Source organism: Nonomuraea sp. NPDC003201, assembly GCF_053590415.1.
The window spans coordinates 1-25083 of record NZ_JBSFTC010000068.1; the positions used below are offsets into that span (position 1 = coordinate 1).

Annotated in this window: 20 protein-coding genes; 7 read left to right on the plus strand and 13 right to left on the minus strand. The window is 70.3% G+C overall.

Annotated features, from left to right (window positions below; translation table 11 throughout):
• The 9 genes from ACWDX9_RS24115 to ACWDX9_RS24155 form a co-directional block, all read right to left on the minus strand.
• A partial coding sequence (locus ACWDX9_RS24115) for a twin-arginine translocation signal domain-containing protein (RefSeq protein ID WP_449957577.1) occupies positions 1-158 on the minus strand: 158 nt, incomplete at its 3' end.
• A gap of 32 nt (positions 159-190) precedes the next feature.
• Complete coding sequence (locus tag ACWDX9_RS24120; RefSeq protein ID WP_449957515.1) at positions 191-4669, minus strand: hypothetical protein; 4479 nt, start codon at positions 4667-4669, stop codon at positions 191-193.
• Positions 4670-4906: 237 nt separating this feature from the next.
• A complete protein-coding gene (locus ACWDX9_RS24125; protein WP_449957517.1) occupies positions 4907-5830 on the minus strand; it encodes a substrate-binding domain-containing protein in 924 nt (307 codons plus the stop codon).
• Positions 5831-6057: 227 nt separating this feature from the next.
• A complete protein-coding gene (locus tag ACWDX9_RS24130; protein WP_449957519.1) occupies positions 6058-6762 on the minus strand; it encodes an alpha/beta fold hydrolase in 705 nt (234 codons plus the stop codon).
• 40 nt (positions 6763-6802) lie between these two features.
• Complete coding sequence (locus ACWDX9_RS24135) at positions 6803-8296, minus strand: glycoside hydrolase family 43 protein (protein WP_449957521.1); 1494 nt, start codon at positions 8294-8296, stop codon at positions 6803-6805.
• 116 nt (positions 8297-8412) lie between these two features.
• Positions 8413-11295, minus strand: a complete 2883-nt coding sequence (locus ACWDX9_RS24140) for a hypothetical protein (protein WP_449957523.1) — start codon at positions 11293-11295, stop codon at positions 8413-8415.
• A 2-nt stretch (positions 11296-11297) separates the two neighbouring features.
• Complete coding sequence (locus ACWDX9_RS24145) at positions 11298-12869, minus strand: DUF3502 domain-containing protein (RefSeq protein WP_449957525.1); 1572 nt, start codon at positions 12867-12869, stop codon at positions 11298-11300.
• Positions 12870-12897: 28 nt separating this feature from the next.
• Positions 12898-13764, minus strand: coding sequence for a carbohydrate ABC transporter permease (locus tag ACWDX9_RS24150; RefSeq protein WP_350738162.1), 867 nt, complete (start codon positions 13762-13764; stop codon positions 12898-12900).
• On the minus strand, positions 13761-14747 hold the full coding sequence (locus ACWDX9_RS24155) for an ABC transporter permease (RefSeq protein ID WP_449957527.1): 987 nt from the start codon (positions 14745-14747) through the stop codon (positions 13761-13763). The genes ACWDX9_RS24150 and ACWDX9_RS24155 overlap by 4 nt, the downstream gene beginning before the upstream one ends.
• Before the next feature lie 248 nt (positions 14748-14995).
• On the opposite strand from ACWDX9_RS24155, the gene ACWDX9_RS24160 reads away from it, so the two are divergent.
• From ACWDX9_RS24160 to ACWDX9_RS24170, 3 genes are read left to right on the plus strand one after another with little or no spacing between them, the layout of a single operon-like run.
• The gene (locus ACWDX9_RS24160) at positions 14996-15982 is read left to right on the plus strand and encodes a hydroxyacid dehydrogenase (RefSeq protein ID WP_449957529.1); all 987 of its coding nucleotides are present in this window, start codon (positions 14996-14998) and stop codon (positions 15980-15982) included.
• Positions 15982-17955: a glycoside hydrolase family 36 protein gene (locus tag ACWDX9_RS24165; RefSeq protein ID WP_449957531.1), complete on the plus strand. Its 1974-nt coding sequence runs from the start codon at positions 15982-15984 to the stop codon at positions 17953-17955. Before ACWDX9_RS24160 ends, ACWDX9_RS24165 begins: the two co-directional genes overlap by 1 nt.
• The gene (locus ACWDX9_RS24170) at positions 17940-19133 is read left to right on the plus strand and encodes a LacI family DNA-binding transcriptional regulator (RefSeq protein WP_449957533.1); all 1194 of its coding nucleotides are present in this window, start codon (positions 17940-17942) and stop codon (positions 19131-19133) included. The genes ACWDX9_RS24165 and ACWDX9_RS24170 overlap by 16 nt, the downstream gene beginning before the upstream one ends.
• On the opposite strand, the gene ACWDX9_RS24175 is transcribed toward ACWDX9_RS24170, so the two are convergent.
• Together ACWDX9_RS24175 and ACWDX9_RS24180 are read right to left on the minus strand one after the other, a co-directional pair.
• Positions 19126-19602 (minus strand): hypothetical protein, encoded by a 477-nt coding sequence (locus ACWDX9_RS24175; RefSeq protein ID WP_364248914.1) that lies wholly within the window; start codon positions 19600-19602, stop codon positions 19126-19128. The genes ACWDX9_RS24170 and ACWDX9_RS24175 overlap by 8 nt on opposite strands.
• 66 nt (positions 19603-19668) lie before the next feature.
• On the minus strand, positions 19669-19860 hold the full coding sequence (locus ACWDX9_RS24180; protein WP_449957535.1) for a hypothetical protein: 192 nt from the start codon (positions 19858-19860) through the stop codon (positions 19669-19671).
• A 51-nt stretch (positions 19861-19911) separates the two neighbouring features.
• Here ACWDX9_RS24180 and ACWDX9_RS24185 point away from each other — a divergent pair, with 51 nt between their 5' ends.
• Complete coding sequence (locus tag ACWDX9_RS24185; RefSeq protein ID WP_449957537.1) at positions 19912-20148, plus strand: hypothetical protein; 237 nt, start codon at positions 19912-19914, stop codon at positions 20146-20148.
• A 5-nt stretch (positions 20149-20153) separates the two neighbouring features.
• On the opposite strand, the gene ACWDX9_RS24190 is transcribed toward ACWDX9_RS24185, so the two are convergent.
• Entirely contained in the window at positions 20154-20960 is an 807-nt protein-coding gene (locus ACWDX9_RS24190; protein ID WP_449957539.1) for an SAM-dependent methyltransferase, read from the minus strand.
• Positions 20961-21262: 302 nt separating this feature from the next.
• Here ACWDX9_RS24190 and ACWDX9_RS24195 point away from each other — a divergent pair, with 302 nt between their 5' ends.
• Genes ACWDX9_RS24195 through ACWDX9_RS24205 form a run of 3 tightly spaced genes read left to right on the plus strand, consistent with a single transcriptional unit; the run spans position 21263 to position 24057 of the window.
• On the plus strand, positions 21263-22462 hold the full coding sequence (locus tag ACWDX9_RS24195) for a nitrate ABC transporter substrate-binding protein (protein WP_449957541.1): 1200 nt from the start codon (positions 21263-21265) through the stop codon (positions 22460-22462).
• A 48-nt stretch (positions 22463-22510) separates the two neighbouring features.
• The gene (locus ACWDX9_RS24200) at positions 22511-23275 is read left to right on the plus strand and encodes an ABC transporter ATP-binding protein (protein WP_449957542.1); all 765 of its coding nucleotides are present in this window, start codon (positions 22511-22513) and stop codon (positions 23273-23275) included.
• Positions 23272-24057, plus strand: coding sequence for an ABC transporter permease (locus ACWDX9_RS24205; RefSeq protein ID WP_449957544.1), 786 nt, complete (start codon positions 23272-23274; stop codon positions 24055-24057). Before ACWDX9_RS24200 ends, ACWDX9_RS24205 begins: the two co-directional genes overlap by 4 nt.
• Positions 24058-24061: 4 nt before the next feature.
• Here ACWDX9_RS24205 and ACWDX9_RS24210 read toward each other — a convergent pair whose 3' ends face one another.
• Positions 24062-24970 carry a helix-turn-helix domain-containing protein gene (locus ACWDX9_RS24210; RefSeq protein ID WP_449957545.1) on the minus strand — a complete coding sequence of 303 codons (909 nt, stop codon included), beginning with the start codon at positions 24968-24970 and terminating at the stop codon, positions 24062-24064.
• Positions 24971-25083 lie beyond the last annotated feature (113 nt).

The following is a 25083-nucleotide window of genomic DNA, read 5'->3' on the forward strand; positions in this document are numbered from 1 at the left end:
GTGGTGTGCGGGGCGTGCCGGCCGGGGGGGGGGGGCGGGGCCGGCGGGGGGGCCGCCGGGCCGCCGCCCGCGCCCCCCCCGGCGCCCGCGGCGAGCACGGTGTTGAGCGCTGTCTTGAGGGCTCCGCGACGGGTGACATGGGGGGTGCGTGCGGACATGACCTCTCCTTAGGGGGTTGGAGGGTACGGGGTCACAGGCTCGCGAGGGCGACGCGCAGCCGCTCGGCCGCGGCGTCGATCTGCTCCTGACCGCTCAGCTCGGAGCGGGCGTGCTCCAGCGCGGCGGTCAGCTCGGGGGTGCGGCGGCTCGGATCGACGGCCTCGGCCTCCTCGATGAGCAGGTCGAGCAGGGTACGGTCGTCGCTCATGGACAGGAACTCGATCTCCGCCACGTTGGTGTTGCCCGACGGGAAGGCGACGCGCAGCCACGGGTAGGCCGCGGTCCGCGGGAGCGGGGCGGAGTACCACTGCGCCGCGTCTACCCCGCTGACCGTGTGCAGGTCGGTCCAGGTGGCGCCGCCGTCGGCGGATCCCCTGAACACGGCGCCGTTCAGCCGCGTGACGTGGGTGGAGCGTGGGTGGTAGCGGAGCGCGTCCAGCGCGACCGCCGCCGGCAGGCGCACGTCGATCCAGCCCGCCGAGGTCGTGGTGTCGGTGGCGGTGGCCAGGTCGCCGTCGAAGGCTCGCCAGCCGTTCTGGGCCTTGGTGCCGCCGCCTCCCCACGGTTCGGTGGACGCCTCCACCATGGACGGCTCGACGGTCACCTTCTTCAGCAGCGTGCCGACCGGCACGAGCTGCTCGACGGCGGCGTAGATCCGGTCGATCAGCTCGTCCTCGTCGCCGCCCGCCCGCGCCTCGGCGATCGCCCGGGTCAGCACGTAGTGGCTGCCCTTGGTGTAGTCGGCCGCGGGCAGCTTCTCCGTCTCGGCGATCACGGTGGCGAGCGGTTCGGCCGTCGCCATCAGCAGGCCCGAGCCCGGCCGTTCTGCGCCGTCCGCGCCGATCGCCGCGATCCGGTAGAAGCGGGTGCCGTGCCGCAGCGGTTCGTCGGTGAAGTCGAAGGTCAGCGCGCTGGACAGCACCGGGCGCCAGGCGGAGCTCGCGCCGTCCTTGCGGTAGACGGTGAACCGGGTGGCGGCGTCCGGCTTGCTCCAGCGCAGCGTCACCCGGTCCCGGGCCCGCTCCACCCGGGCGTACAGCGTCCCCTCGCGGTCGGGCGACACCGTGACGTGGGTGAACGTGGCCGCCGTGGCCGCCGCGACCCCGGCGTACACGCCTTCGGGGAAGGGCGTGAACAGCTCCGCCACGTACGACCACGACCGGCCGTCCTTGCTCGCCCACGCCCGCACGATCTGGGCGTCGGCATCCCGTACGAGCTTGACGAACGGGTACTCGGCCGCGGTGTACCCCTGGATGCCGGCGTCGATCGGGCTGCGCCGGTCGTCCTGCCAGTCGTGCCGGGAGTCGCGGGTGCGATTGCGCAGGACGAGCCGGCCCGAGGCGTCCGCGCCGAAGGAGATGTAGCGGGCGTCGGCCCGGAGCAGCACGCCACTGGCCGGGCCCCGCGCCTGCTCGATCCGGGCGCTGACCGACCCGCTGCCGGTGAGCACCTCGTTCGAGAACAGCAGGGTGTCCTTGATGTCGCGCTTGTCCAGGTAGTAGTCGTCGCCGTCGCCGAGGCCCTTGCCGTCGCCCCCGGTGAGCTCGACGCGGTCCCCGTCCGCCTTGACGCGGCCCGCGACCTCGCCGACGCGGTCCACCGGCGCGGCGGGCGGCTGGACGGCCTGCGAGGCCCAGCCGGAGCCGTGGCGGTTCACGCCGGTCACGGTGTAGGCGCCGGACTGCCTGCCGGCCTCGTACGCCGTGCCGCGGACCCCGGTGGCGACCACCTTGCCGTCGCGCCTGATCGTGTAGGACTCGGCGCCGGCGGCGGCCTTCCAGGTGAGGGTGACGCCGTCCCGGTCGCGCAGGGCCTGGACGAAGTCCACGTGGTGCGGCTTCGGCCGCTCGGCCACGGCGCCGTCCAGCCTCAGCACCATCGCGGTCTCGGGCGGCACGCTCACCGCGCCCCCGGCCACCCGCCTGCCCGAGACCAGGTCCACCGCGTCGCCGGGCACGTCCATCGAGAACGAGCGCTTGTTGCCGTAGTCGTCCCGGGTGGTGTTGAAGGCGAACACGTAGTTCCCGTAACGGGCGGTCAGGAAGTCCGCGTATCCGGAGTAGGGGGTGTCGAACTCGTAGTTCTCCCGCCGCACGGTGCCGACGCCCGGCTGGTAGGCGGCGGGCAGGATCTCACCGGCCAGGGCCTGCGGCAGGCCGCCGTCGCCCTTCTGCTGGTCCTCCATGAAGTCGACGTCGATGTTGTCCATCCGCAGGTTGTAGTCGCGGTAGGCGAACTGCGTGTCCGTGGCGATCTGCACGACGTTGTGGTGGTCCTTGTCCAGGACGTGCAGCCGCCCGTTCCCGGCGACGCCGCGCTGCCGTTCGAACAGCGAGCCGAAGATCCGGGTCTCGCCGTCACGTACGGAGACGAACATGTCGTCCACGTCCGCGAACGCGAACCGCTCGTAGCGGGCCGGGTCGACGCCCAGGGCGGCGAGCTCCGCGGGCGTGTACGCGGCGAAGTCCGTCTGCGGGAGCACGGCCCCGGCCGCCGGACGGGCGCGCAGGTAGGCGTAGGTCTCGGGCAGCCACATGTCGTACTTCCGCTTCGCCTCCACGGAGGAGAAGGTGTTGAAGTACTGGTTGTCGGCGATCTGCTGCTGGACGAACCCGGCCGCCTCGTTCGCGTGGCGCCGGTACGGCTCCCACTCCGCGCCCGCGTAGCGCTCGGCGTGCTCGGCCATGTGCTTGTCCAGCGTGACGTACTCCATCGTGCGGCCCTCGGTGTTGCGCAGCGCGTAGGCGGGCCAGCCCGGGTAGGCCGCGTTGCGCTCGTCGACGGCCATCTCCGCCAGGGCCACCCGCTTGCCGTTGTCGTCCGTGCCGGTGTAGCGGGTGAAGCCGCGGGCGTGCAGGTTCTTCAGCGCCAGCTTGAGGATCTCGTCGTTGAGCTTCTCGTCGCCCTGGTGGCCCCAGGTGCGAAAGAAGTACTCCGGCAGGTAGTTGGTGGCCTCGCCGTAGTTGGCGACGAAGGTGTTCTCCCTGGTCAGGCCGGCCTTGGTGATGCCGGTGTAGTGCTCGCCGTACGGCAGGCGGCGCACCACGCGCCCGTCGGGACCGAGCTTGCTCCTGGCCAGGCCCTTGCCCACGATCTGCGCGAAGTCGTCGGTGAAGCGGGCGGTGGTGTCGTGGTAGAAGAGCGAGTGGTAGAGGTCCAGGTCCTTGCCGTCGGGCCCCACCAGCACCTCTTCGCCGAGGAAGGGCTCGACGCCGAGCGCCTCCAGCAGGATCCGGTGGCTCCTGGCCTTGCCCTCGTAGAAGCGCGACCCGATCACCCGCAGGCCCTCGTGCGCCTCCCACGCGCCCTCGTAGGTGTACATCACCTGGTTGTAGATGTAGGACAGGCGCGCGCGGGCGAAGTCGAAGTTGGCCTTCAGCACCCGCTCGTACGCCTCGCGCCGGGACAGCTCCCCGCCGTCCCAGTCCACGCCCTTGAGCGAGGACGGCCCGTCCTGCGTGCCGGTGACGAAGGGCTCGTCCAGGAACGCCTCGAACTCCTTCGTGCCGTACACCTCGGGGATCAGGTTCTCCACGATGTACAGCGCCTCGCCCAGGGCCCCGTAGTAGCCGCCCCAGTCGCCCTGGTGGCCACCCCGCAGCAGCAGCCGGGTGTCGGCGTAGTAGTCCTTGACGTGGTTGTCGATCGCCTTGAACAGCCGTCCCAGCGCCGCCTTCTTCAGCTCGGGCGTGTTCGCCGGCGTCCACGGCTCCAGCAGCGCCGAGGCGTAGAAGCGCAGGTCGTCCTGGTAGCGGACGATCGACAGCTTCGCCGTCGGCGAGGCGTCGAGCTGCCCGCTGTACTGGTTGAACAGGTCGATCTGGCTCTTCCGGTACCGGTCGACCATCGCCTGCTTCTCGGCGTCGGCCGGCCCGGGAGCGGGCGTGGTGTCCGGGGTGACCGTCCCCTGCTTCTCGCCGGAGACGTCCAGGTACGCGGTGGTGTGCGTGTAGGCCCGGTAGTAGCCGCGCGAGTCGGCGGTCACGGGCTGGGCGAACCCGGCGTCGTACGTCCGGACCGTCATCTCCACGATGCGCCGGCCCCGGGTGTGGCCGAGCGGCAGCATGATCGTGTTGTAGTAGAAGCGGCCCGGCAGCGCCTTGCTCGATCCGAGGTTGATCGCCTCGTAGTCGCCCGAGCGCCGGTAGCCGATCTGCTCGCCGTTGACGTAGGCGATCGTCTTGTAGGGCGAGACGTCGCTCCCCCAGAACTTCAGCGTGAAGTAGTTCTGCGCGACCGGATCGACCGCGACCCTGAACCGCAGCTCACCGCCCTTGACGGTGGGCGGCGAGGTCGGCTTGGCGACGCGGGCGGGCTCTCCCAGCGCCCCTTCGACCACCTCGGTGGAGGCCGCCTGCAGCGCGTGCGCGCTCTCGGACTCGGTGTCGCCGAACGTGACCACGTCCACGTGTCCGGCGGGCAGAGGGGCGGCCATCGCGGGGGGCGCGGCGAGGAAGGGTAGCAGCAGGATCGCGGCGAGCGGGCCGCCTAACCGGTGCCGTATGAGCATGGCGGATCTCCCGATAGAAAACGTTCTCCCCGGAGATTAGGCCGCAGTGAGATGCCCGACAAGAACCCGTTACCCAGGCGTTACATGAGCGATCAGCTCAAGCTCAGCGTTTTACCAGCTCAAAGACATGGTTGGCGGCCGGAAATTCAGGAATGCGCTTTCCCCTCTTGCCGGCCCGCCGGGGGCGCGTTTACGCTGAGCGCACTCTGATAGGTACCGTTAACTACGCTCGCTGGCTCAGAAGGTCCAGAACTCGTTCGCGTTCTCCTTGGTCGCCAGCTTGACCGGGACCGCCACCATCTTGGCGACCGTCTGGCCCTTGGCCGCCTTGATGGCGTCCTGCACCGCCTGCCAGCCGATCAGCCGCGGCTGCTGGGTGACCGTGGCGGCCATGCTGCCCGCCCGCACCGCCTTGATCCCGTCCGGCGTGCCGTCGAAGCCGACGACCTTGACATGGCCCGCCTTCGGCCCCAGGGCCTGGATCGCGCCCAGCGCCATCTCGTCGTTCTCCGCGAACACCCCGTCGAGGCCCGGGTGGGACCGGATGAGGCCCGTCATGACGTTCAGGCCCTTGGCCCGGTCGAAGTCGGCCCGCTGCGCGGCCACGACCTTGATCTTCGGGTACGCGGCGATGCCGTCGGTGAAGCCCTTGCTGCGGTCTCGGGAGGCGGAGGTGCCGGCCGTGCCGCGGAGCACGATCACCTCGCCCTTCCCGTCGATCTGCTTGGCCAGCTCCTGCGCGCCGAGCTTGCCTCCGGCCAGGTTGTCCGAGGTCAGGGTCTGCGCCACCGAGGCGTGGTTGATGGCGCGATCGGCCGCGATCACCGGAATGCCGGCCAGGTTGGCCGCTCTGACCTCCGTGGCGAGCGTGTTGGAGTCGACCGGGTTGATGATGACCGCTTTCAGCTTGCGGCTGGTGAAGCCGTGGATCTGCGTCGCCTGCCGGGAGGCGTTGTTCTGGGCGTCGGCGACGGCCAGCTTGGCCCCGAAGCGCTGCGCGGCCGCCTCCGCCCCGTCGCGGAACTGGACGAAGTACGGATTGTTCATCGTCGAGACCGACAGGCCGATGGTGAGGCCCTCCGTGGCGTCGCCGTTGGCGGGCACGCCGCAGGCGGCCGCGCCCAGAGCGAGACCGGCAATGGCGTACGCGAGACTTCGCATGATCATATCTTCTCGTTGGGCTTCAGCCCCGCTGCGAAAGGGCACCGACGCGGGCGGCGAGCGCGCTCCACACGCACCCGTGACCGCCCGGCCGCTGCGCCGAGGCCGGGCGGCGGCACGAACGGCCACCACGTAACCGCTGGTCAGAGTGTATGTGATGGTCTTCACGTTTGCCGAACCCGAGTTGTGAGACCGTCATCACGGCGACGGCGCGAACCCCAGGAGGCTCAGTGGTCCCAGCCGGCCACCAGTTCCACGAACGTCGCCGGATGCTCCACGTGCAGGAAATGCCCGGAATCAGCCCACACCACGGTCCTGGATCGCGGGTGACCGGGGAGACCCGCCTCCCACCGCGCGGCCTCCGGCACATTGTGCACGGCGAGCACCGGACAGGCCCGTCTGGCCAGATATCGCTCGGATTCCCGCCGCACCCCGAACGCACCCGGCACGGTGTACATCCCGGCGTAGCACTCGGCCAGCACGTGACCTGGCGTGGCCAGCAGCTGCCCGGTGATCGGCGCGGGCAGCGGCCCGAGCTGCCGCAGCGCGGCGGCCACGCCGTCGGCGCGCAAGGCGGCCAGGCGTCCGGGGATGAGCCGTTCCTCCTCCTCGTCGGCGCCGTAGGCGGGCGCGACCACGACCAGCCCGCTGACCAGCTCCGGGTGCTCAACCGCCAGCGCGGTGACCACCTGGGCGCCCATGGAGTGCCCGACGGCCAGCACCGGCTCGTCGAGCAGCGGCACCAGGTCGCGAGCCAGGTCGACGGGCCGGTACCCGGCCTCCGGGACCGGGGACCGGCCGTGGCCGCGCAGGTCGGGGGCGATGACCCGGCGGCCCCCGAAGTCCAGGGCCCGCCACAGCCGGTGGTCGCCGCCCCAGCCGTGCACCAGGAGCAGCGGCGGGCCGCCCTGGCCCCAGGTCTCGACGTGCACCTTCATGGGGTGCCCGAGGTGCTGGAGAGACCGGTGTTGCTCATGTGCGGTAGCCGATCTGCTCGAAGCGCGCCGAGCAGCCCTCCCCCGCCAGGTCCTGCACCCAGAACCCCACGAACGCGCCGGTGAAGCCGAAGGCCCGCACCTTCCCGTCGATGAACTCGTCGGCGTGCTCGTCCGACAGGATCGTGGCGTCCAGGTCCGGGCCGTGGTTGAAGCGCACCACCGGCCCGTCGAACTCCACGCGCAGCTCGACCGCGCCTCCCGCGGGGCCGAGCAGGCGCTCGGTGCGGGTCCCCTGGTCGCTGGTGGTCAGCACCAGGCCGTCGGCGGTCACGGCCAGGTAGTGCCAGTTGCGCGAGTTGTAGTAGGCGACGATGCCCGCCCACTGGTGGACGCTGTCCGGCTCGAACCGCATGACCGTTTCCAGGGAGCACTTCCGGTCCGTGACCCGGCGGGCGACCAGGCTCGGGGTGCGCAGGCCGTACGGGGACTGACCGCCCTGGACGGTGAGCCCGCCCTGGTCGGCGGTCAGCCAGTCGGGCGAGGCGGGCCGCCGCAGCGTGCTCCAGTCCGGCCCGAGCCCGCCGGGGGACGGCGAGCCGCCGTTCCAGCCCTCGTTCGCCGGCCACGGGTGCGCGGGCAGCTCGGGCGCGGCCACCTCGACGGCGGGCACGCCGCCCGCCACGCGCGGCCAGCCGTCCTCCCAGGTCACGCGCTGCAGCGCGGTCTCGCGCCCGAGCACGCACCTGCCGTTGTGGTACGGCCGGGCCATCAGGTGGGACAGGTACCACTCTCCCGTCTGCGTCTCCACCAGGCAGCCGTGCCCGGCCTTCTGCAGCTCCAGGCTCCGGTCGTGACGCGAGGTGAGCATGGGCCCCGCCGGGTCCTCCTCGTACGGCCCCGACATCGAGCGGGAGCGCAGCACCGTGACCCCGTGCTCGTAGCCGGTGCCGCCCTCGGCCACCATCAGGTAGTACCAGCCGTCGATCTTGTAGAGGTGCGGGCCCTCGGTGACATTCCGGTTGGGCAGGATCAGCTCGGGTTTGCCGCCGTCGAGCGACTGCAGCTCGATCCCGGCGAACCCGCGGCCCGGCCGGGAGTCGAAGACCATGTTGAGCAGCCAGCTCCGGCCGTCCTCGTGGTAGAGGGAGGCGTCGAAGCCGCGGCCCGGCAGCCGGACCGGGTCGGACCACGGCCCCTCGATCGAGGGCGCGGTGATCAGGTAGTTGGCGATGTCCTTGTAGCCGAGGGCGTAGTTGTCCATCACGCCATAGACCAGGTGGAACAGCCCGTCGTGATAGGTCAGGTCGGGCGCCCAGATCCCCCCGGAGTCGGGCACGCCGGACAGGTCGAGCAGCCCGCGCCCGGTCAGGACGCCGCCCAGCGACCGCCAGTTCACCAGGTCGCGGGAGTGGTGCACCCGGACGCCCGGATACCACTCGAAGGTCGAGGTGGCCAGGTAGTAATCCTCGCCCACCCGCACGATCGAGGGGTCGGGGTCGAAACCGGGCAGGACGGGATTGCGGATCATACGATCTCCACACTCTTTCCAGCAGGGAGCTCAACTTCTCGGCGCGGGCCCGAGGCACGGTGAACAACGGTAACGGTCCGGTCGATCGTCCTCCGCCGACTCGGGGAGCGAGTGCATCAGTCCTCCAGGAAGAGCACCACGGTGCTGAGGGGCGCGACCTCGATCGGGGCTCCCAGGCGGACGCGGCGGCCGGTCACGAGGTCACGGGCGTGGCCGGGGCCGGTGGTGTGCAGGCGGCGGGGCCGGTCCTCGGAGGTGTTCATGCCGATGAGGTAGCGGCCGTAGGAGCAGCGGTAGAACTGGGCCTTCCCGACGAAGAGCTTCTCCACACCCGGGAAGTCCACCCCGAGCGCGGGGTCCGGGACGTCCACGGGATGCGGCCCGACCTTGAGCACCTCGCCCGCGAAGGCCTGGTGGACCTGCGGACCGGGGGGCGGGAAGCCGCCGGGCGGGATGTGGGAGGCGGCGGGGTCGTTGATGGCGAAGGAGAAGCAGACCCAGTCGGCCTCGGTCCAGGTGTCGCCGGTGGGCGTGACCTGGCACTGCTGCCGGACGGTGGCGACCCGGTGGGTGTCCGGGGTGATGTGATGGACCCGGGCCAGGTCGTTGACGGCCTGCCGGGCGCGCCAGTAGAGGGAGACGTAGAGGATCTCCTTGCCGTTCTTGATCGCGACGACGCCGTTCTCCTCGTCGGAGAAGACGAAGGCAGGGGCGTCCCAGTCCATGGGGAACCGCGTGCCGCTCGCCGGAAGCGCCTGGAACGCGGGCCAGTCGCGCTGCACGAGGCGCAGGGCGTTGAGCCCCACGCGCGGCCAGGTGTTGGTGAGCAGCAGGTCGAGGTGGCCGAAGAACTGGTTGTCGGCGATCATGCGCTGGGCGTGCCCGGTGATCGCGGGGTCGCCGAGCACGGCGGCGGCCATGGCGGGGTGGCCGTCCCAGGCCAGGCGCTGGGCGTAGACGACGTCGCCGGGATAGTGGTCGTCGCGCCAGCCGACGGCGGCCTCCATGCGCATGGTGCGGTAGCCGTCGTTGTCGACCTCGGGGTAGCGGAAGACGGCCCGCGCGTTGATCATCTTGATCAGGTGCGCCTTCAGCTCGGGGTCCTCGACGCCGTCGAAGCGGGTGACGGCCTCGTAGAGCAGGACCAGCCAGTCGGTCACCTCGCCGTAGTTGCCGACGTACCCCAGCTCCCTGGTCAGGCCCTTGCGCGTGACCTGGTGGAAGTGCTCGCCGAGGATCTTGCTGGGGGTGCCGGAGGCGTCCTCCCTGCCCAGGAAGGGCTTCAGGCCGACGGACTGGTGGATGTAGTCGCGGGCCTTCTCCTCGGCGAGCGGCGCCTTTTCCGGATTTATCAGCATCAGGGCGCGGTTGCAGCGGTAGATGCCGAGCGCGCAGATCATCGTCTGGTTGCTGTAGTGCGGCATGTGCTGGCGCCAGTACGAGATCGACTCGGCCAGCATCCTGGTGTACGCGTCCCGCCGTACCGGGAGGTCGCCCTGGACCGGCGGGGTGGCCCCGTCCAGCGGCGTGACCTCGACGTCGTCGAACCAGGCGGTGCCGCCGCCCTCGACCCGGACGTCCAGCCGGAGCTCGACCGCGGTGGCCGGGGTGGTCAGCTCGGCGGTGATCTGCGTCCAGTCCCGGGTGCCGGCCGGGGCGTAGAACTTGTTGTCGGTACCGACGATCTTCCCGGCGGCGTCGTAGAAGAGCACGTCGAGGTAGGCGCCCGGGGCCACGACGTCCTCGGTCCTGACCCAGACGCCGTAGCGGTGCCGGCCCTGGCCGACGAGGGTGCGGTTCTGGGCGGTGTTCCAGCCCGCGGCGGCCCCGGCGGCGGCGGTGACCTTGACCGAACGCGCGCCGCCGCGCTTGACCGTGTCGTCCCAGAGCCAGGTGGCCGTGCCGGCCCATCGGGCGGTGTTCCAGGAGGCGGGGGCCGTGCCACCGCGCTCGAAGCCCGGGTTGGGCGCGCCCACGGGCCGCCCGCCGACCGGACGTTCCAGCCGGTCGCCCAGGACGTCACGGAGCAGCAGGAGCGCCGTGCCGACCTTGGCGAAGCCCTCCCACTGCTGGTCGGAGGCGGTCAGCACGGTCGGGTCGGTGAGCCACTTGGTGTAGCGGGCGTCGATGGCGGCCAGCACCTGGTCGATCGCGTCCGCGGACCGGTGGGCGGGGCTCTCGGGCCAGAAGTAGCCCTCGGCCAGCCCCTGGAAGGCCCAGGAGTCGAGCGAGGCGGGGTTGCCGTCGAGCCAGTTGCGGTGCTCGCGCAGCACCCTGGCCTTGATGTCGGCCAGCACCTCGGGGCCGGGCGCGGGCCGGACGGGCGCGTCGGGCACCGGCCCCTGGATGCCGTCGCCGGCGAAGTACGGCTCGGTATGGGTGTAGATCCGGTAGAAGGGGCGGCTGGGCTTGTCCATCGAGCGGTAGAACTCGGCCGCGTTCTGCCCGTAGCCCCAGATCCGGCCCATCGACCGGATCTCCAGCGTGACCTGCTCGCGGTCGCGCGTCATCGCCTCGGGCAGCGGCAGCGTGTGGAAGTGGAAGCGGCCCGGCGAGTGGGCGTCCTGGCTGAGGATGTCCAGCGGATCGACCGCGCCCAGGTGGTAGTGGCCGACCTGCGCGCCCGCGCAGAAGAGCTGGAGCCGGGACTGGTCGGCCTCGCTCGCGGCCCGGTCACCGCCCCACAGCTTGATCGTGACGTACGTGGTGCCGCACGGCGCGCACTTGACGGTGAAGGAGACCGTGCCGCCCCAGACCCCGGCGGGCTCCTGCGGGGTGAGCACGCGCGCGGAGCGGCCGAGCGCCCCGGCCACCACCGCCGACCGGTCGGCGGTCACCGCGTGCGCGCTCTCGGAGGCCTCGTCGCCGAAGACCACCACGTCCAGCGGGGCCTCACGGCCCGTCGTGGCGGCGGCGGCCTCGCCGTTCCATAACCACGTGGCGGCGGCCAGCGCGCCGGAGGACGCCAGCACGGTCCTCCGGCTGATGGGGAGCGCCATCGTCACTGGCCCTTCAGGTAGGCGTCGGCCTGCTTGGCCATCTCGGCCTGGACCTTGGCCAGGCCGGCCCGGTCCAGCGCCTTCTTCAGCTTGTCCAGCCCCTGGTCGACATCGACGGCGCCGATGAACAGCGGGTTGGCGAACTGCGTCATGGCCGCGGTGACCTGGGTGTTCTCCCGCTTGATCGGCTCCGGGTCGGGGACGAAGCTGGCGTAGGGGTCGACGGTGAAGTTGTCGATGTCCTGCGCCCAGTCGAACCACTTGGCCTCGGACTCCGTCATGCCCTTGACCCGGCGCTCCAGCTTGGCCCGCCAGGCGAGGGCGAAGCCGGGGAAGGTGTAGGTGGACAGCTGCTCGTACTTGTCCTCGCCGACGGGGTTCCAGTCCTTGCCGGGGAGGCCGTAGTTGATCAGGTCGTGGTTCTCCTTGATCGACACCCAGTCCTGCAGCTGCATGGCCTTCTCGTTGCTCTCGCCCTTGGCGTTGAGCACGACGAAGTTGTCACTCTGGAACGTCTGGTACGGCTTGGCGCTCTCGCCGCCCTTGAGCGGCATCACGTTCGCGATCATCGCGCCCGGCACGTTCTTGGTCAGCTCGGTCAGCCCCGTGGAGGACAGGCCGTCGGTCATGGCCCAGCCGGTGGCGACGCGGCCGGCCTTGAACTGGGAGTCCAGCGCCTTGGAGTCCAGGGTGAGGGCGTTCTTGTTGATCAGCCCGTCCTGGTAGTACTTGCGGATCTTGCGCAGCGCGTCCACCATGCCCGGGGCCTCCCACCACGGGATCGGGTTGGACGAGCCGGTCTGCTTGCCGTCGGCGGCCAGGACGAAGTTGAGCGAGTCGCCGGTGAAGGAGGCGATGCTCATGGTGGGGTTGTCCCACATGTAGGGGTTGAGCCAGCCGACCGGGTTCCACGCCACCAGCAGCTTGGGCATCCGGGAGCTGACCCCGATCGGGATGATGTCCTTGTTCTTCTGCTTGACGTCGTACCAGAACTTCTCCAGCCCGGCGAAGTCCGTGATGTCGCTCATGCCGAGCTTCTCCGCCAGGTCCTGGCGGATGCTGAAGTGGTGGAAGCGGGCGACCGAGTTGATCTGGGGCAGGCCGTACAGCTTGCCGCTCCACCGGTTCAGCTCGATGATCTTCGGGTCGATCGTGGCGGTCAGGTTGGGGTACTTGCCGCTGGACAGCAGGCTGCTCAGCTCGACGATCGAGCCGCCGGCCGCGAGCTGGGTCATGTTGAGCCAGCGCGCCTGCAGCGCGGTGTCGAACTTCTCCCCCGCGGTGAACTTGAGCAGCGCCTGCTGGCCGTAGCTGGTCCACGGGATGAACTGCGGCTTGATGGTGAAGCCCAGGTCCGCCTGGAGCTTCTTGTTGACCTCGGCCAGGACGGCGTCCCAGCCGGCCGGGACGTCGCCGGGGAGCAGCAGGCTCAGCGCGAGCGCGCCGGCGCTCTGGGCGCCGCCGGTGACCTGCGGCTTCTGGGAGTCGTCCGAGCAGGCGGCGAGGAGGGCGGCCAGGGACAGGCCGCCGCCGGTGGCCAGCAGGCGGCGCCGCGACATGAGGTGGTGGGACACGGTAACTCCTGAGGTGGGGGGAGCGGGATCAGCCCTTGGTGGCACCGAGGGTGATGCCCTTGACGAAGTAGCGCTGGGCGAAGGGGTAGGCGAGCAGGATCGGGCCGATGGCGACGGTGGTGAGAGCCAGGCGGAGCTGGTAGACGGGGGTGGCCGCCTCGGCCAGCTGCGGCAGCATCTGCGTGAACGAGATGTTGGAGATGAGGTTCTGCAGCACGAGGGGCAGCGGGAACTTGTGCACGTCGTCGATGAACAGCAGCGCCATGAACCAGTCGTTCCAGTAGTGCACGGCGTAGAAGAGGCCGACGACGGCGAGGATCGGCTTGGACAGCGGGATCGCGATCGTGAAGAAGATGCGCAGCTCCCCCGCGCCGTCGATCTTGGCCGACTCGAAGATCGACTCCGGTAGCTGGCGGAAGGCGCTGACCTGGACGAAGACCAGGAACGGCATGACCAGCAGCGGCAGGATCACCGAGAAGTAGCTGTTCTGCAGCTTCAGGTACTGCGTGACCAGCAGGTAGAGGGGCACCAGGCCGCCGGAGAACAGCATCGGCAGGTAGGAGAAGACGGTCAGCGGTCGGCTGATGCCGGGCAGCCGCCGGGCGATCACCCAGCTCAGCCCCGAGGTCACCGCCAGGGACAGGGCCGTGCCCACGACCGTGATGAAGACGCTGGCGAAGTAGGCGTTCAGCACCGCCGGACCCGTGAAGATCATCTTGTACGCGGTGAGGTCGAAGGCCGCGGGGAACAGGCTGTAGCCCGTCGTGGCCAGCTCGGACTCGCTGGTGAGCGACCCCGAGATGATCATCCAGAACGGGATCGCGCAGGCCAGCATGGCAAAGGAGACGCCGATGACGCTGACGATCGTGAACGGTTCCAGCTTCTTGCCGCTCATAGGATGCTGGTCTCCTTCGAGTACTTGCGCTGGATCAGCACCGCGATCACCACGAGGACGAAACCCACCACCGACTGGAACAGGCCGATCGCGGCGGTGGTGCCGAAGTCGCCGAGCTGGCGCAGGGCGCGGAAGACGTAGGTGTCGATGACGTCCGTGCTGTCGAACAAGGTGCCGTTGTCCCCGACGATCGCGTAGATGGTGCCGAAGTCGCCGTAGAAGATCCGGCCGACCCCCAGCACCAGCAGGACGGCCGCGGTGGGCTTCAGCAGCGGGAGGGTGATGCGCCAGGCCATCTGGGCCCGCGAGGCTCCGTCGATCATCCCGGCCTCGTAGACCTCCTCGGGGATGCCGGTGATCGCGGCCAGGAAGATGACGCTCAGATAGCCGCCGAGCTGCCAGATCTTCACCACGGTGAGGATCCACGGCCACGGTCCCGGCTCCGTGTACCAGTCGACCGAGGGGAACCCGAGGCCCCCGAGCGCGTCGTTGACCGCCCCGCCTCCGCCGGAGGCCCCGGCCAGCAGCACCTGCAGGATGATGCTGATCACGACCGGGGAGACGAAGTAGGGGAAGAAGACGACGGACTGGGAGACCCGCTTGAAGAAGGTGCTGCGGATCTCGTTCAGCATGATCGCCAGAACCATCCCGGCGGCCAGCGTCGCGACCAGGAACAGGATGTTGAGGAAGAGGGTGTTGAACAGGATCCTCGCCGCGTCCCCGGACTCCAGGAAGTAGCTGAAGTTCTCCAGCCCGTTCCACGGGCTGCCGAAGATCCCCAGGCCGACGTCGAACTCCTTGAACGCCACCACCAGGCCGGACATCGGCAGGTAGCTGAAGACAAGGAAGAAGGCGACCGCCGGCAGGGCGAGCAGCCCGATCGTCCAGTTCGTACGGACCGCCTTGCGTCGGACGCGGCGCCTGTCCGGCGGCCCGGAAGGCGGTCTCGTCTGAGGCTCTGGCCTCGTCTGTAGCGTGCTCATCACCGAAGTCCCGTCTGAGGCGGCAGCAGGCTGGCTCTCAAGGTTGATAGAAACCGGTCGCTGCGAACGCTACGTCCGACCGCCCAGCACGTTCAAGGCTGCGTTACAGAGACGTTACAGATCAGCGCAGGCCAGCCGGGAGATCCTGGTGAGACGCGCCTTCGAGTTAATCGGGGATTGCCCGTTGACCACAGGAGGCTGCGCTCCTAGTTTAGAAACCGGTCTCTATCGAATGGAGGGCTTCCCCCGTGTCCCCACGCCCGAAGGCGCTGTTCGCCATGCGCGAGGAACATCTCGCTCTGCTCTTCCCCGCGCCCTTGCTGCGGCGGCTGGACACGCTGGCCGACATCGACGTCGCCGTGGTCGCCGAGCGGTTCGACGACCCGCGCGTGGCCCTGGCCGACGTCGAGATCCTCATCACCGGCTGGGGCTGCCCGCCGATCGACGAGGCGCTGCTGGCCGCCGCCCCCCGCCTGCGCGCCGTCCTGCACGCGGCCGGCTCGGTGAAGGGCATGATCAGCCCCGCCTGGTGGGAGCGCGGCCTGCTGGTCTCCTCGGCCGCCGAGGCCAACGCCGTCCCGGTGGCCGAGTACACCGTCGGCGCGATCCTGCTGGCCGGGAAGGGGGTCTTCGCCCTCAACCAGCGCTACCGGCGCGAACGCTCCTTCACCCTTGCCAAGATCGAGCCCGGCATCGGCAACAACGGCCGCACGGTCGGCATCGTGGGCGCCTCCCGCATCGGCCGCAAGGTGCTCGAACTGCTGGCGCCGTACGACCTGGACCTGTGCCTGTACGACCCCTACACCCGGGTTCCCGGCGTACGTCAGGTGTCGCTGGAGGAGCTGCTGCGCCGCAGCGACGTCGTCAGCCTGCACGCCCCCGCCACCCCAGAGACCGAGCACATGCTCGACCGGGCACGGCTGGCGCTGATGCCGGACGGCGCGGTCCTGATCAACACCGCGCGCGGGTCGCTGGTCGACACCGACGCGCTGGTCAGCGAGCTGAAGTCCGGGCGGCTGTCGGCGGTCCTCGACGTCACCGAGCCCGAACCGCTGCAGCCCGACTCTCCCCTGTTCGACCTGCCCAACGCCTTCCTCACCCCGCACATCGCCGGCTCGCACGGCAACGAGCTGTCCCGGATGGGCGCCGTCGCCCTGGACGAGCTGGAACGGCTCATCGCCGGGCTGCCGCTGGCGCACCAGGTGACGCACGAGGACCTGGACCGGGTGGCCTGATGGAGGTGACCTGGCGCGACCTCGTCCTCGACCTGACCGCCGGCGCTGCGCCCCGGCTGCTGGCGATCGGCCCGTTCCGGGGCAACGGCCGCTCGGCGCTGCCGGTGGTGCAGATCGAGGTGACCGGCCGGGGCAGGAGCGGCACGTCGGGCAAGCGGCACGTGGACGGGCTGAAGCTGCGCTACGAGAGCCACCGCGCCGAGGACGACCGGCTGACGATCCGCTCCGGCGGCGACGGCGTCGCCGTGACGACCGTCTTCCAGGCGGTCGGCCCGGTGGCAGGACAGGTCGTCCGCTGCTGGTCGACGGTGACCGCGACGGACGAGCTGGTCCTGGAGCACGTGTCGAGCTTCGCGTTCGCCGGGCTGCCCTGGGATCTGACGGTGTGGAGCGCGCGCAATCCGTGGAGCGGCGAGTTCCGCTGGTCGGGCCGGCCGCTGGAGCTGGACGACGTCGGCATGACGCGTTTCGGCCAGACGGGGACGAAGAACCGCGTCGCGCTCACCAGCACCGGCTCCTGGCCGTCCTCCGAACACCTGCCGACAGGGTGGCTGGAGTGCGCCGGCGGCACGCTCGCCTGGCAGATCGAGCACAACGGCCCCTGGCACGCCGAGCTGGCCGACCGGTTCGACGACGTCTACCTGGCGCTGTCGGGGCCGTCCCAGCGTGAGCACGGCTGGTCGGCGCGGCTGGCGCCGGGCGAGAGCTTCACCACCGCGACCGCCGCGTTCACCGTGGCCGGCGACCCCGTCGCCGCCCTGACCGCCTACCGCCGGGCCGTGCGCCGGCCGCACCGCGACAACGCCGAGCTGCCGGTGGTGTTCAACGACTTCATGAACTGCCTGATGGGCGACCCCTCGACCGAGCGCCTGCTGCCGCTGATCGAGGCCGCCGCCCGGGTCGGCGCGGAGTACTTCTGCGTCGACGCCGGCTGGTACGACGACTCGCTGGCCGGGCCCGGCGACGGCGGCGTGCCGGGCTGGTGGGACACGGTCGGCGCGTGGGAGCCGTCCACCGTGCGCTTCCCCGGGGGAATCGGCGAGGTCATCGACGCGATCAAGGGACACGGCATGGTCCCGGGGCTGTGGCTGGAGCCCGAGGTCATCGGCGTACGCAGCGGGGTCGCCCTGCCCGAGGAGGCGTTCCTCAGGCGGGCCGGAACCAGGCTGGCCGAGTGGGGCCGCCACCAGCTCGACCTCAGCCACCCGGCCGCCGTCGCCCACCTCGACGCCGTGATCGACCGGCTGGTGCGCGAGCACGGCATCGGCTACTTCAAGTTCGACTACAACATCGACATCGGCCCGGCCGATCGGCTGCTCGAGCACAACCGCGCCTACCTGGCCTGGGTCGAACGCCTGCTGGAGCGCCACCCCGGCCTGGTGATCGAGTCCTGCGCGGCCGGCGGCATGCGGCTGGACGGCGCCACCCTGGCCAGGCACTCCATCGCCTCGCTCACCGACCAGCAGGACGAGCTGCTGCTGCCCGCCATCGCCGCCGCCGCGCCCGCCGCGGTGCCGCCGGAGCAGGGCGCGATGTGGGCCTACCCCGCAGAGCGGGTCGCCTGGTCCATGGTCACCGCGATGCTCGGCCGCATCCACCTCAGCGGCCGGCTCGACCTGCTCACCCCGGACCGGCTGAACGAGGTCGCCGGGGCGATCGGCGTCTACAAGTCCTACCGCGGCGAGCTGGCGCACGGCCTGCCGCGCTGGCCGCTCGGGCTGCCCGGCTGGCGGGACGACCGCCTCGCCCTGGCCGTGGACTGCGGGGACACCGCCTACCTCGCCGTGTGGCGCAGGGGCGCGCCGTCCGCGACGATCGAGCTGCCCTGGCCCTCCGGTTGTGAGGTGACCCCGCTCTTCCCGTCGGCCACCGAGGCCGGCTGGCAGGCGGGCATGCTCAGCGTCGTGTTGCCCGAGCCGTACTCCGCGGCGCTGCTCCGCCTGACGAAAGGTGCGCCTTGCCACGAAAGCTGACACCACCGAAGCCGGACTCCGCCGCACGGGAGGCAGCACCGCCGAAGCCCGCGCGGGAGGCAGCCGCCGCGCGGGAGGCCGCGCCGCCGAGGTCCGACGCGCGGGAGGCGGCGGCGCGGAGGGCCGCGCCCGTGGATGATCTGGAGCGGGCCACCATCCGGGACGTCGCCGCCCGCGCCGGGGTCTCCGCGTCCACGGTCTCCCGGGTCCTCAAAGGGGACTATCCGGTCGCGCAGGCCACCCGCGCCCGCGTGCTGCGGGCCATGCGCGAGCTGGACTACGTCCTCAACGTGCACGCCCGCGCCCTGTCCGGCGCCGGCACCAAGATGGTCGCCTTCGTGCTCGACGACGTCACCGGGCCCTCCTTCGCCTATGTCGCCAAGGGCGTCGAGCAGCAGGCCACCGAGGAGGGCCGGCTGTGCCTGGTGTGCGCCACGCACGGCGACCCGGCGCGCGAGCTGGCGGTCGTCGAGGCCATGCGCGAGCAGCGCGCCGACGCGGTGATCCTGGTCGGCGGCGGCTCGGCCGACGACGCCTACCGCGCGCGGATGTCGCACTTCGCGCACGCCCTGGACAAGGCGGGCTCCCGGCTCGTGCTGTGCGGGCGCCCGCCGCTCGGCGACGACGTGCCGACCACCGTCGTCGAGTACGACAACGAGGCCGGCGCGTACGCCATGACCGGCCACCTGCTCTCGCGCGGCCACCGCCGGATCGTCTACCTCGGCGCCGCCACCGCCGACGACCAGAACACCACCAAGATCGACCGCGTGGCCGGCTTCCGCCGCGCGCACGAGGACTACGGCGTCCCCTGCGATCCGGGCCTCGTCCTGCCCGGCGACTTCTCCCGCGGCGCCGGTTACGAGGGGACCAGGCGGCTGCTGGCGGCGGGGACGGAGTTCACCGCGATCTTCGCGGGCACCGACATGGTCGCCGCCGGCGTGCTGGCCGCGCTGCGCGAGGCGGGCCTGCGCGTGCCCGAGGACGTGTCGGTCGCCGGCTACGACGACATCCCGCTCGCCGCCGACCTCGTACCCGGGCTCACCACGGTGCACATTCCCACCGAGGAGCTGGGCCGCACCGCCGTGCGGCTGGCCCTGGACCCCGGCCAGCCGCAGCACGTCATCCTGGGCACGCACATCGTGGTGCGCGGATCGGTGGGCGAGAGGATCGTCAGTTGAAGGGGTTGTCGTAGGTGAACGACTTCCTCTTCCAGGTGGCCTGGTTCTGGCCGTTGAAGTTGACGCCCTCCACCTCGACCGTCACGTTCCTGACGGTGCCGCCGACGGAATCCGTCGTGCCGTACAGCTGGGCCGGATACAGGCACTCGGGTATCGTCGTGTCCCCCCAGTTCAAGCTGTACGAGGCGCGGAGGGTGGCGCGGTCGTTGATCAGGACGTACCCGCCGGCGGCGCTGTAGCTCGACTCTCGGCACAGGTAGAACTGGTAGGTGTACGTCGTGCTGTCGTTGAACTCGATCCAGCCGTAGATGCCGGCCAGCTTCCGGCTGTTGTCCCCGCGTACTTCCAGGAAGATCGGGACCTGGGCGGCCGAGTGGGCCGGCACGACCGGTACGGCGACCGCGGCCAGCAGCGTGAGAACGACGGTCAGGAGCCTGGTCGTGCGGCGTCGCAGGATGTCGGGTAACAATTCCCGCCCCCTTCTGTCTGACGTGGCGTCGGCATCACCCTGCGCTGGAGGCCGTCGAGCCGTCCACTAGAGGATTCGTCGGGCCGGAATCGGGCGCACGCTAACCTGGCCGAACGCCCGGCTGATAAGGGGGCCGATCTCTCCTTTCACCGGCGGTTTCGGGGTGGCCGCGGGGCCCGGGGCGCGGATTCCTGTTCGTGAAAGTTTCAACGGCATGATGCGCACGATGAAGATCATGCGAGGCTCGACGACGGCCACGTCTGGGCGGTCGGGAGCCGGCCTCGCGGGGGCTGCCAGGGCATCAAGCCGATGGTCACGCACAGGTCGCCGGACGATGGCCGGCTCTACGACGACGACACGTCCCTTCCCGACATCCCCGGAGGGCACCTGCGCAGCGTGCCGACGATCAGGCCGGACGACGTCTGGGTCGCCGGCGCGATCGGGGCCTACGACCGGTACGAGGATCTGCCGGCGCGCTGCCGACCGCACTCCGAAGACAAGACCGTTGCCGACTTGGAACAGCCTTTCATCGTGAGGCGGCACTGACCCCCTTATTTCCTGCCGACCCCGCAGAATCCATCCACTTCCGGGACGTCGTCGATGTCGGGGCGCCAGCGCGTGGTGGAGACGATGCCGGGAGGCAGGATCTCCAGGCCGTCGAAGAAGCGCCCGATCTGCTCGGGCGAGCGGATGGTCAGCTTGGGCGTGCCGTGCTCGTTCCAGTGGCGTACTTCCTCGCGCTTCGCCTCCGGGTTGAAGAACGCGGTGATGTGGACGAGCGCCAGGTGGCTGCCGGAGGGGACGGCGTCCAGCAGGCGGTTGATGATCGCGTACGCCTCGTCGTCGTCGTTGATGAAGTGCACGATCCCCAGCAACATGATCGCGATCGGCTGGGTGAAGTCGAGCGTGTCGGCGGCCGCTCTCAGGATGGTGTCCGGGTCGTGAAGGTCGGCCTGGATGTAGTTGGTCCTGCCTTCCGGCGTGCCCACGAGCAGGGCCTTGGCGTGGGCGAGGACGACGGGGTCGTTGTCGACGTAGACCACGCGCGTCTCCGGAGCCAGGCTCTGGGCGATCTCGTGCGTGTTGCCGGCCGTGGGCAGCCCGGTGCCGATGTCCAGGAACTGCCGTACCCCCGCCTCGGCCACCAGATGGCGCACGGAGCGGTGGAGGAAGGCGCGGTCGGCGCGGGCCGTGAAGGCGATGTCCGGATTTATCCGGCTCAACCGGTCGCCGACTTCCCGGTCCACCGCGTAGTGGTCCTTGCCGCCCAGCCAGTAGTTCCAGACCCGAGCCGAGTGGGCCACGGTCGTGTCGATCCCCGGCGGCCACCGGTCCGTGGTCGAGTTGTCTGCTGTCATTCAGAGGTCTCCAGGCTTGAGCATAAGGTCCCCGGCGGCGACGCACCCGTGAGGTGATCATACCCATTTGCACTGAAAGGCGGTTATGCACTTCTCCCGAATCTGAATCTCACACGACTGGACAAATCACCCACAGAGGGCCTTTCGCCCAAAGGCGCTCACCCGAAATGCCGGGCGCTCGACAAAGCATGGTAAGTTCCGGGAATTGTCTTCCGCGCGCGCAGGACCAGGAATATCGGATCAGCGCTTGACATGGTTTCTGCCGCGAATATTCAATCGCCGCCCATCGGAAGGATGGCACCATGCGCGTGCGCCGGCCACGGCATGCGGGACGTAACACGGCGAGGACCACAGCGATTCTCGGGCTGTTCCTCCTGCTCGCGGCGTGCACCGGCACGCAACAGACGCCCCAGCCGAAACCGGCGGCGTCGGGGAACGCCAGCGACCCCACCGACCTGCGCGGCGTCTGCCCGGCCACCATCGTGGTGCAGACCCAATGGACGCCGCACATCACCGTCGAAGGCGGGATGTATCACCTCCTGGGCGCCGATCCCGCCATTGACGCCGACAGGAAGCGGGTGAGCGCGCCGCTGGTCGTCCGGGGCAAGGACACCGGGGTCACGCTGGAGCTCCGGGCGGGCGGGCCGGCGATCGGCTTCACCCAGTCGTCGGCGCAGATGTACACCGACCCCGGGATCACCCTCGGCGTGCTGGGCGGCATGGACGAGGGCATCCAGATGTCGGCCACCCAGCCGACCCTCGCGGTCATGGCGTTGCTGGAGATCCACCCGCAGATCATCCTGTGGGACCCGGCCACGTACCCCACCTTCAACACCATCAAGGACATCGGCCGGACCGACACGAAGGTGCTCTACTTCGGCGGCAACACCTACATGGAATACCTGGTGGGGGCGGGGCTGCTGAAGCGCAGCCAGGTGGACGGATCCTACGACGGGTCGCCGTCCCATTTCGTGGCCGCCGGGGGCAAGGCGGCGGTGGCCGGCTATGCCAACGCCGAGCCGTACATCTACGAAAAAGACGTGCCGCAGTGGCGCAAGCCGGTGAAGTATCAGCTGGTGTACGACGCCGGCTATCCGAACTACGGCCCGCCGCTGGTGATCCGCCCGGCCGACAAGCAGAAGCTCGCGCCGTGCCTGCGCAAGCTCATTCCCATCTTCCAGCAGGCGCAGGTCGACGTGCTGGCCGAGCCGGGCCCCACGATCGATCTCACCCTGCGGCTCAACCAGACGTACAAGGTCGCCACCCAGTACACCAGGCCGAGCTCGGAGTTCTCGGTCCAGCAGATGAAGGCCCTCAAGCTGGCCGGCAACGGCCCCGACGACACCGTCGGCAACTTCGACACCGCCCGCGTGCAGCGGCTGATCGACATCACCCGGCCGATCTTCGCCAAGCAGAACAAGCCGGTGAAGGACGGTCTGCAGCCCTCCGACGTGGTCACCAACGACTTCGTCGACCCGAAGATCGGCTACGGCGCCGGCTGACCGATCGGCGTGTTGCCCGTGTCCTGTCCGATGTGGTCTAGTGGCCGGGTGCTCGGTGAGGCCGCCTCCTCCGCGCTGTCCTTCTCCGCGCTGTCCCTCTCCGGCGCGGGCAAGCGCTACGACGACGGCACACAGGCGCTGGAGAAGGTCGATCTGACCGTCTCCCCCGGCCAGTTCGTCGCGGTGGTCGGCCCTTCCGGGTGCGGCAAGAGCACTCTCCTGCGCCTGGCCGCGGGGCTGACCGACGCCACCGAGGGCACGGTGCGCCGGGACACCACGTCCGTGGGCTACGTCTTCCAGGACCATGCCCTGCTGCCGTGGCGCACCGTCCGCGCCAACGTGGAGCTGCTCGGCGAGCTGCACGGGCTGTCCAGGGCGGAGCGGCGGCGGCGCGCGGACGAGGCGATCGACCTGGTGGGGCTGGCCGGCTTCGCGCACCACCGTCCCCGGACCCTGTCGGGCGGGATGCGGATGAGGGTGTCGCTGGCCCGCGCGCTCACCGTCCAGCCCAACCTGCTCCTGCTCGACGAGCCGTTCGGCACGCTGGACGAGATCACACGGGAGCGGCTGCAGTCGGAGCTGCTGCGGCTGTTCGGCTTACGCCGCTTCGCCGCCGTGTTCGTCACCCACTCCGTCGGCGAGGCCGTCTTCCTGGCCACGAGGATCATCGTGCTGTCGGAACGGCCGGGGCGGATCGTCGGCGCCTGCGACGTGCCGTTCCCCTACCCTCGCCCGCCCGAGCTGCGCTTCAGCCCCGACTTCGCGCGGATCGCGGGCCAGGTGTCGGCCTGGCTGCGGGGGACGGCCGTATGAGGTGGCTGCGGTGGGTGCCGCCGCTGATCGTCTTCGCCCTGGTGATCGCCCTGTGGTACGCGGTCACGTACGTGCTGCTGACCCCGGACCGGCGGTTCCTGCTGCCACCGCCGGACGCCGTGGTGCGGGTAGGGCTCCTCGACCCCGTCAACCGCGCCGAGCTGTTCGCCGGCCTGCTGCTGTCCGGCCAGGTCGCGCTGCTGGGCCTGGCGATCGCGGCCGTGATCGGCGTGGTGTGCGCGATCGCCATGGCGCAGGCGAGCTGGCTGGAGCGGTCGCTGCATCCGTACCTGGTGATCCTGCAGACGATCCCGATCCTGGCGCTGGTGCCGCTGTTCGGGTTCTGGTTCGGGTTCGGGTTCTTCACCCGCGTCCTGGTCTGCGCGCTGATCGCGCTGTTCCCGATCGTGACCAACACGCTGTTCGGGCTGCGGTCGGTGGAGGAGACCCACCACGACCTGTTCACGCTGGCGCGGGCCGGGTGGGCGGCCCGGCTGTGGAAACTCCAGCTGCCGGCGGCGCTGCCCCACATCCTCACCGGCCTGCGCGTCTCCGCCGGCCTGTCGGTCATCGGCGCGGTGGTCGGGGACTTCTTCTTCCGGCAGGGCGAGCCGGGCATCGGCACGCTCATCGATCTCTACCGGTCCCGGCTGCAGTCCGAGCAGCTGTTCGCGGCGGTCGCGCTGGCGTCCCTGCTCGGGCTGGCCGTCTTCCTCGGCTTCGGCGCTCTGGCGCGCAGGGCGACGAGCTGGCACACGGCCGCCCGGGACGTGGCACGCTAGCCGGTCAGAGCTCTGCGAGCATGCCCTTGAGCAGCGACGGAGTCGCCTCCTTCGGAGCGGCCTGGATGGTCAGGGTGTTCATCACCTTGCTGTAGTCGTCGATGTCGGTGGGCTTGTCCAGGTACATCGCGCTGGTGAGATGCTCCAGATAGACCACGTCGGGCAGGTCGGGGGCGTCGAAGCGTAAGAGCGTGAACGGGCCGCCCACCGCCGCGTGCCCGCCGATGTGGAAGGGCACGATCTGCAGGGTGACGTTCGGCAGGTCGCAGACCGCGAGCAGGTGCTCGAGCTGGGCCCGCTGGACGTCGCGGCCGCCGATCGGCCGGGTCAGCACCGCCTCGTCCATGATCGCCCAAAGGATGGGCGCGTCGCTGTCGGTGAGCAGGTCCTGGCGGCGCATCCGCATCGCCACCCGGCGATCGAGGTCGTCGGGGTCCGCGTCGCCGTGCCGGATGCCGATGACGGCCCGCGCGTACGGCTCGCACTGCAGCAGGCCGTGCACGAACTGCGCCTCGTAGTTGCGGATCGTGCGTGCCGCCTGCTCCAGCCCGAGGTAGGGCTCGAGCCAGCCGGGGAGCACGTCGCTGTACTGATGCCACCATCCCGGGGCGCTGGCCTGGCGGGCCAGCTCCAGCACCTTCTCCCGCTCGTCGGGAGCGGTGATGCCGTACAGGGTGAGCAGGTCGGCCACGTCACGCTGCTTGAAGGGGCTGCGGCCCAGCTCCATCCGGCTGATCTTGGAGTGGCTGGCGCGGATGGTGTCCGCGGCCTTCTCGCCGGTGATGCCCTTGGCCTCGCGCAGCCGGCGCAGCTGGGTACCCACCATGATCCGCAACGCGGTCGGCCCGCTCCGGGCACCACGTACGACGCCGGTGGGGACGCCGTCTCCGTCAGGCTCTGCAACGATCATCATCGATCCTTTTGCCGGGCGAGGCACACATTGTTCCTTACGTTACCTACTGTTTCATGCTCTTTCTGACCATGCATCGATATTCGCGCCGCGCACTTCACCCCATACAACACAGA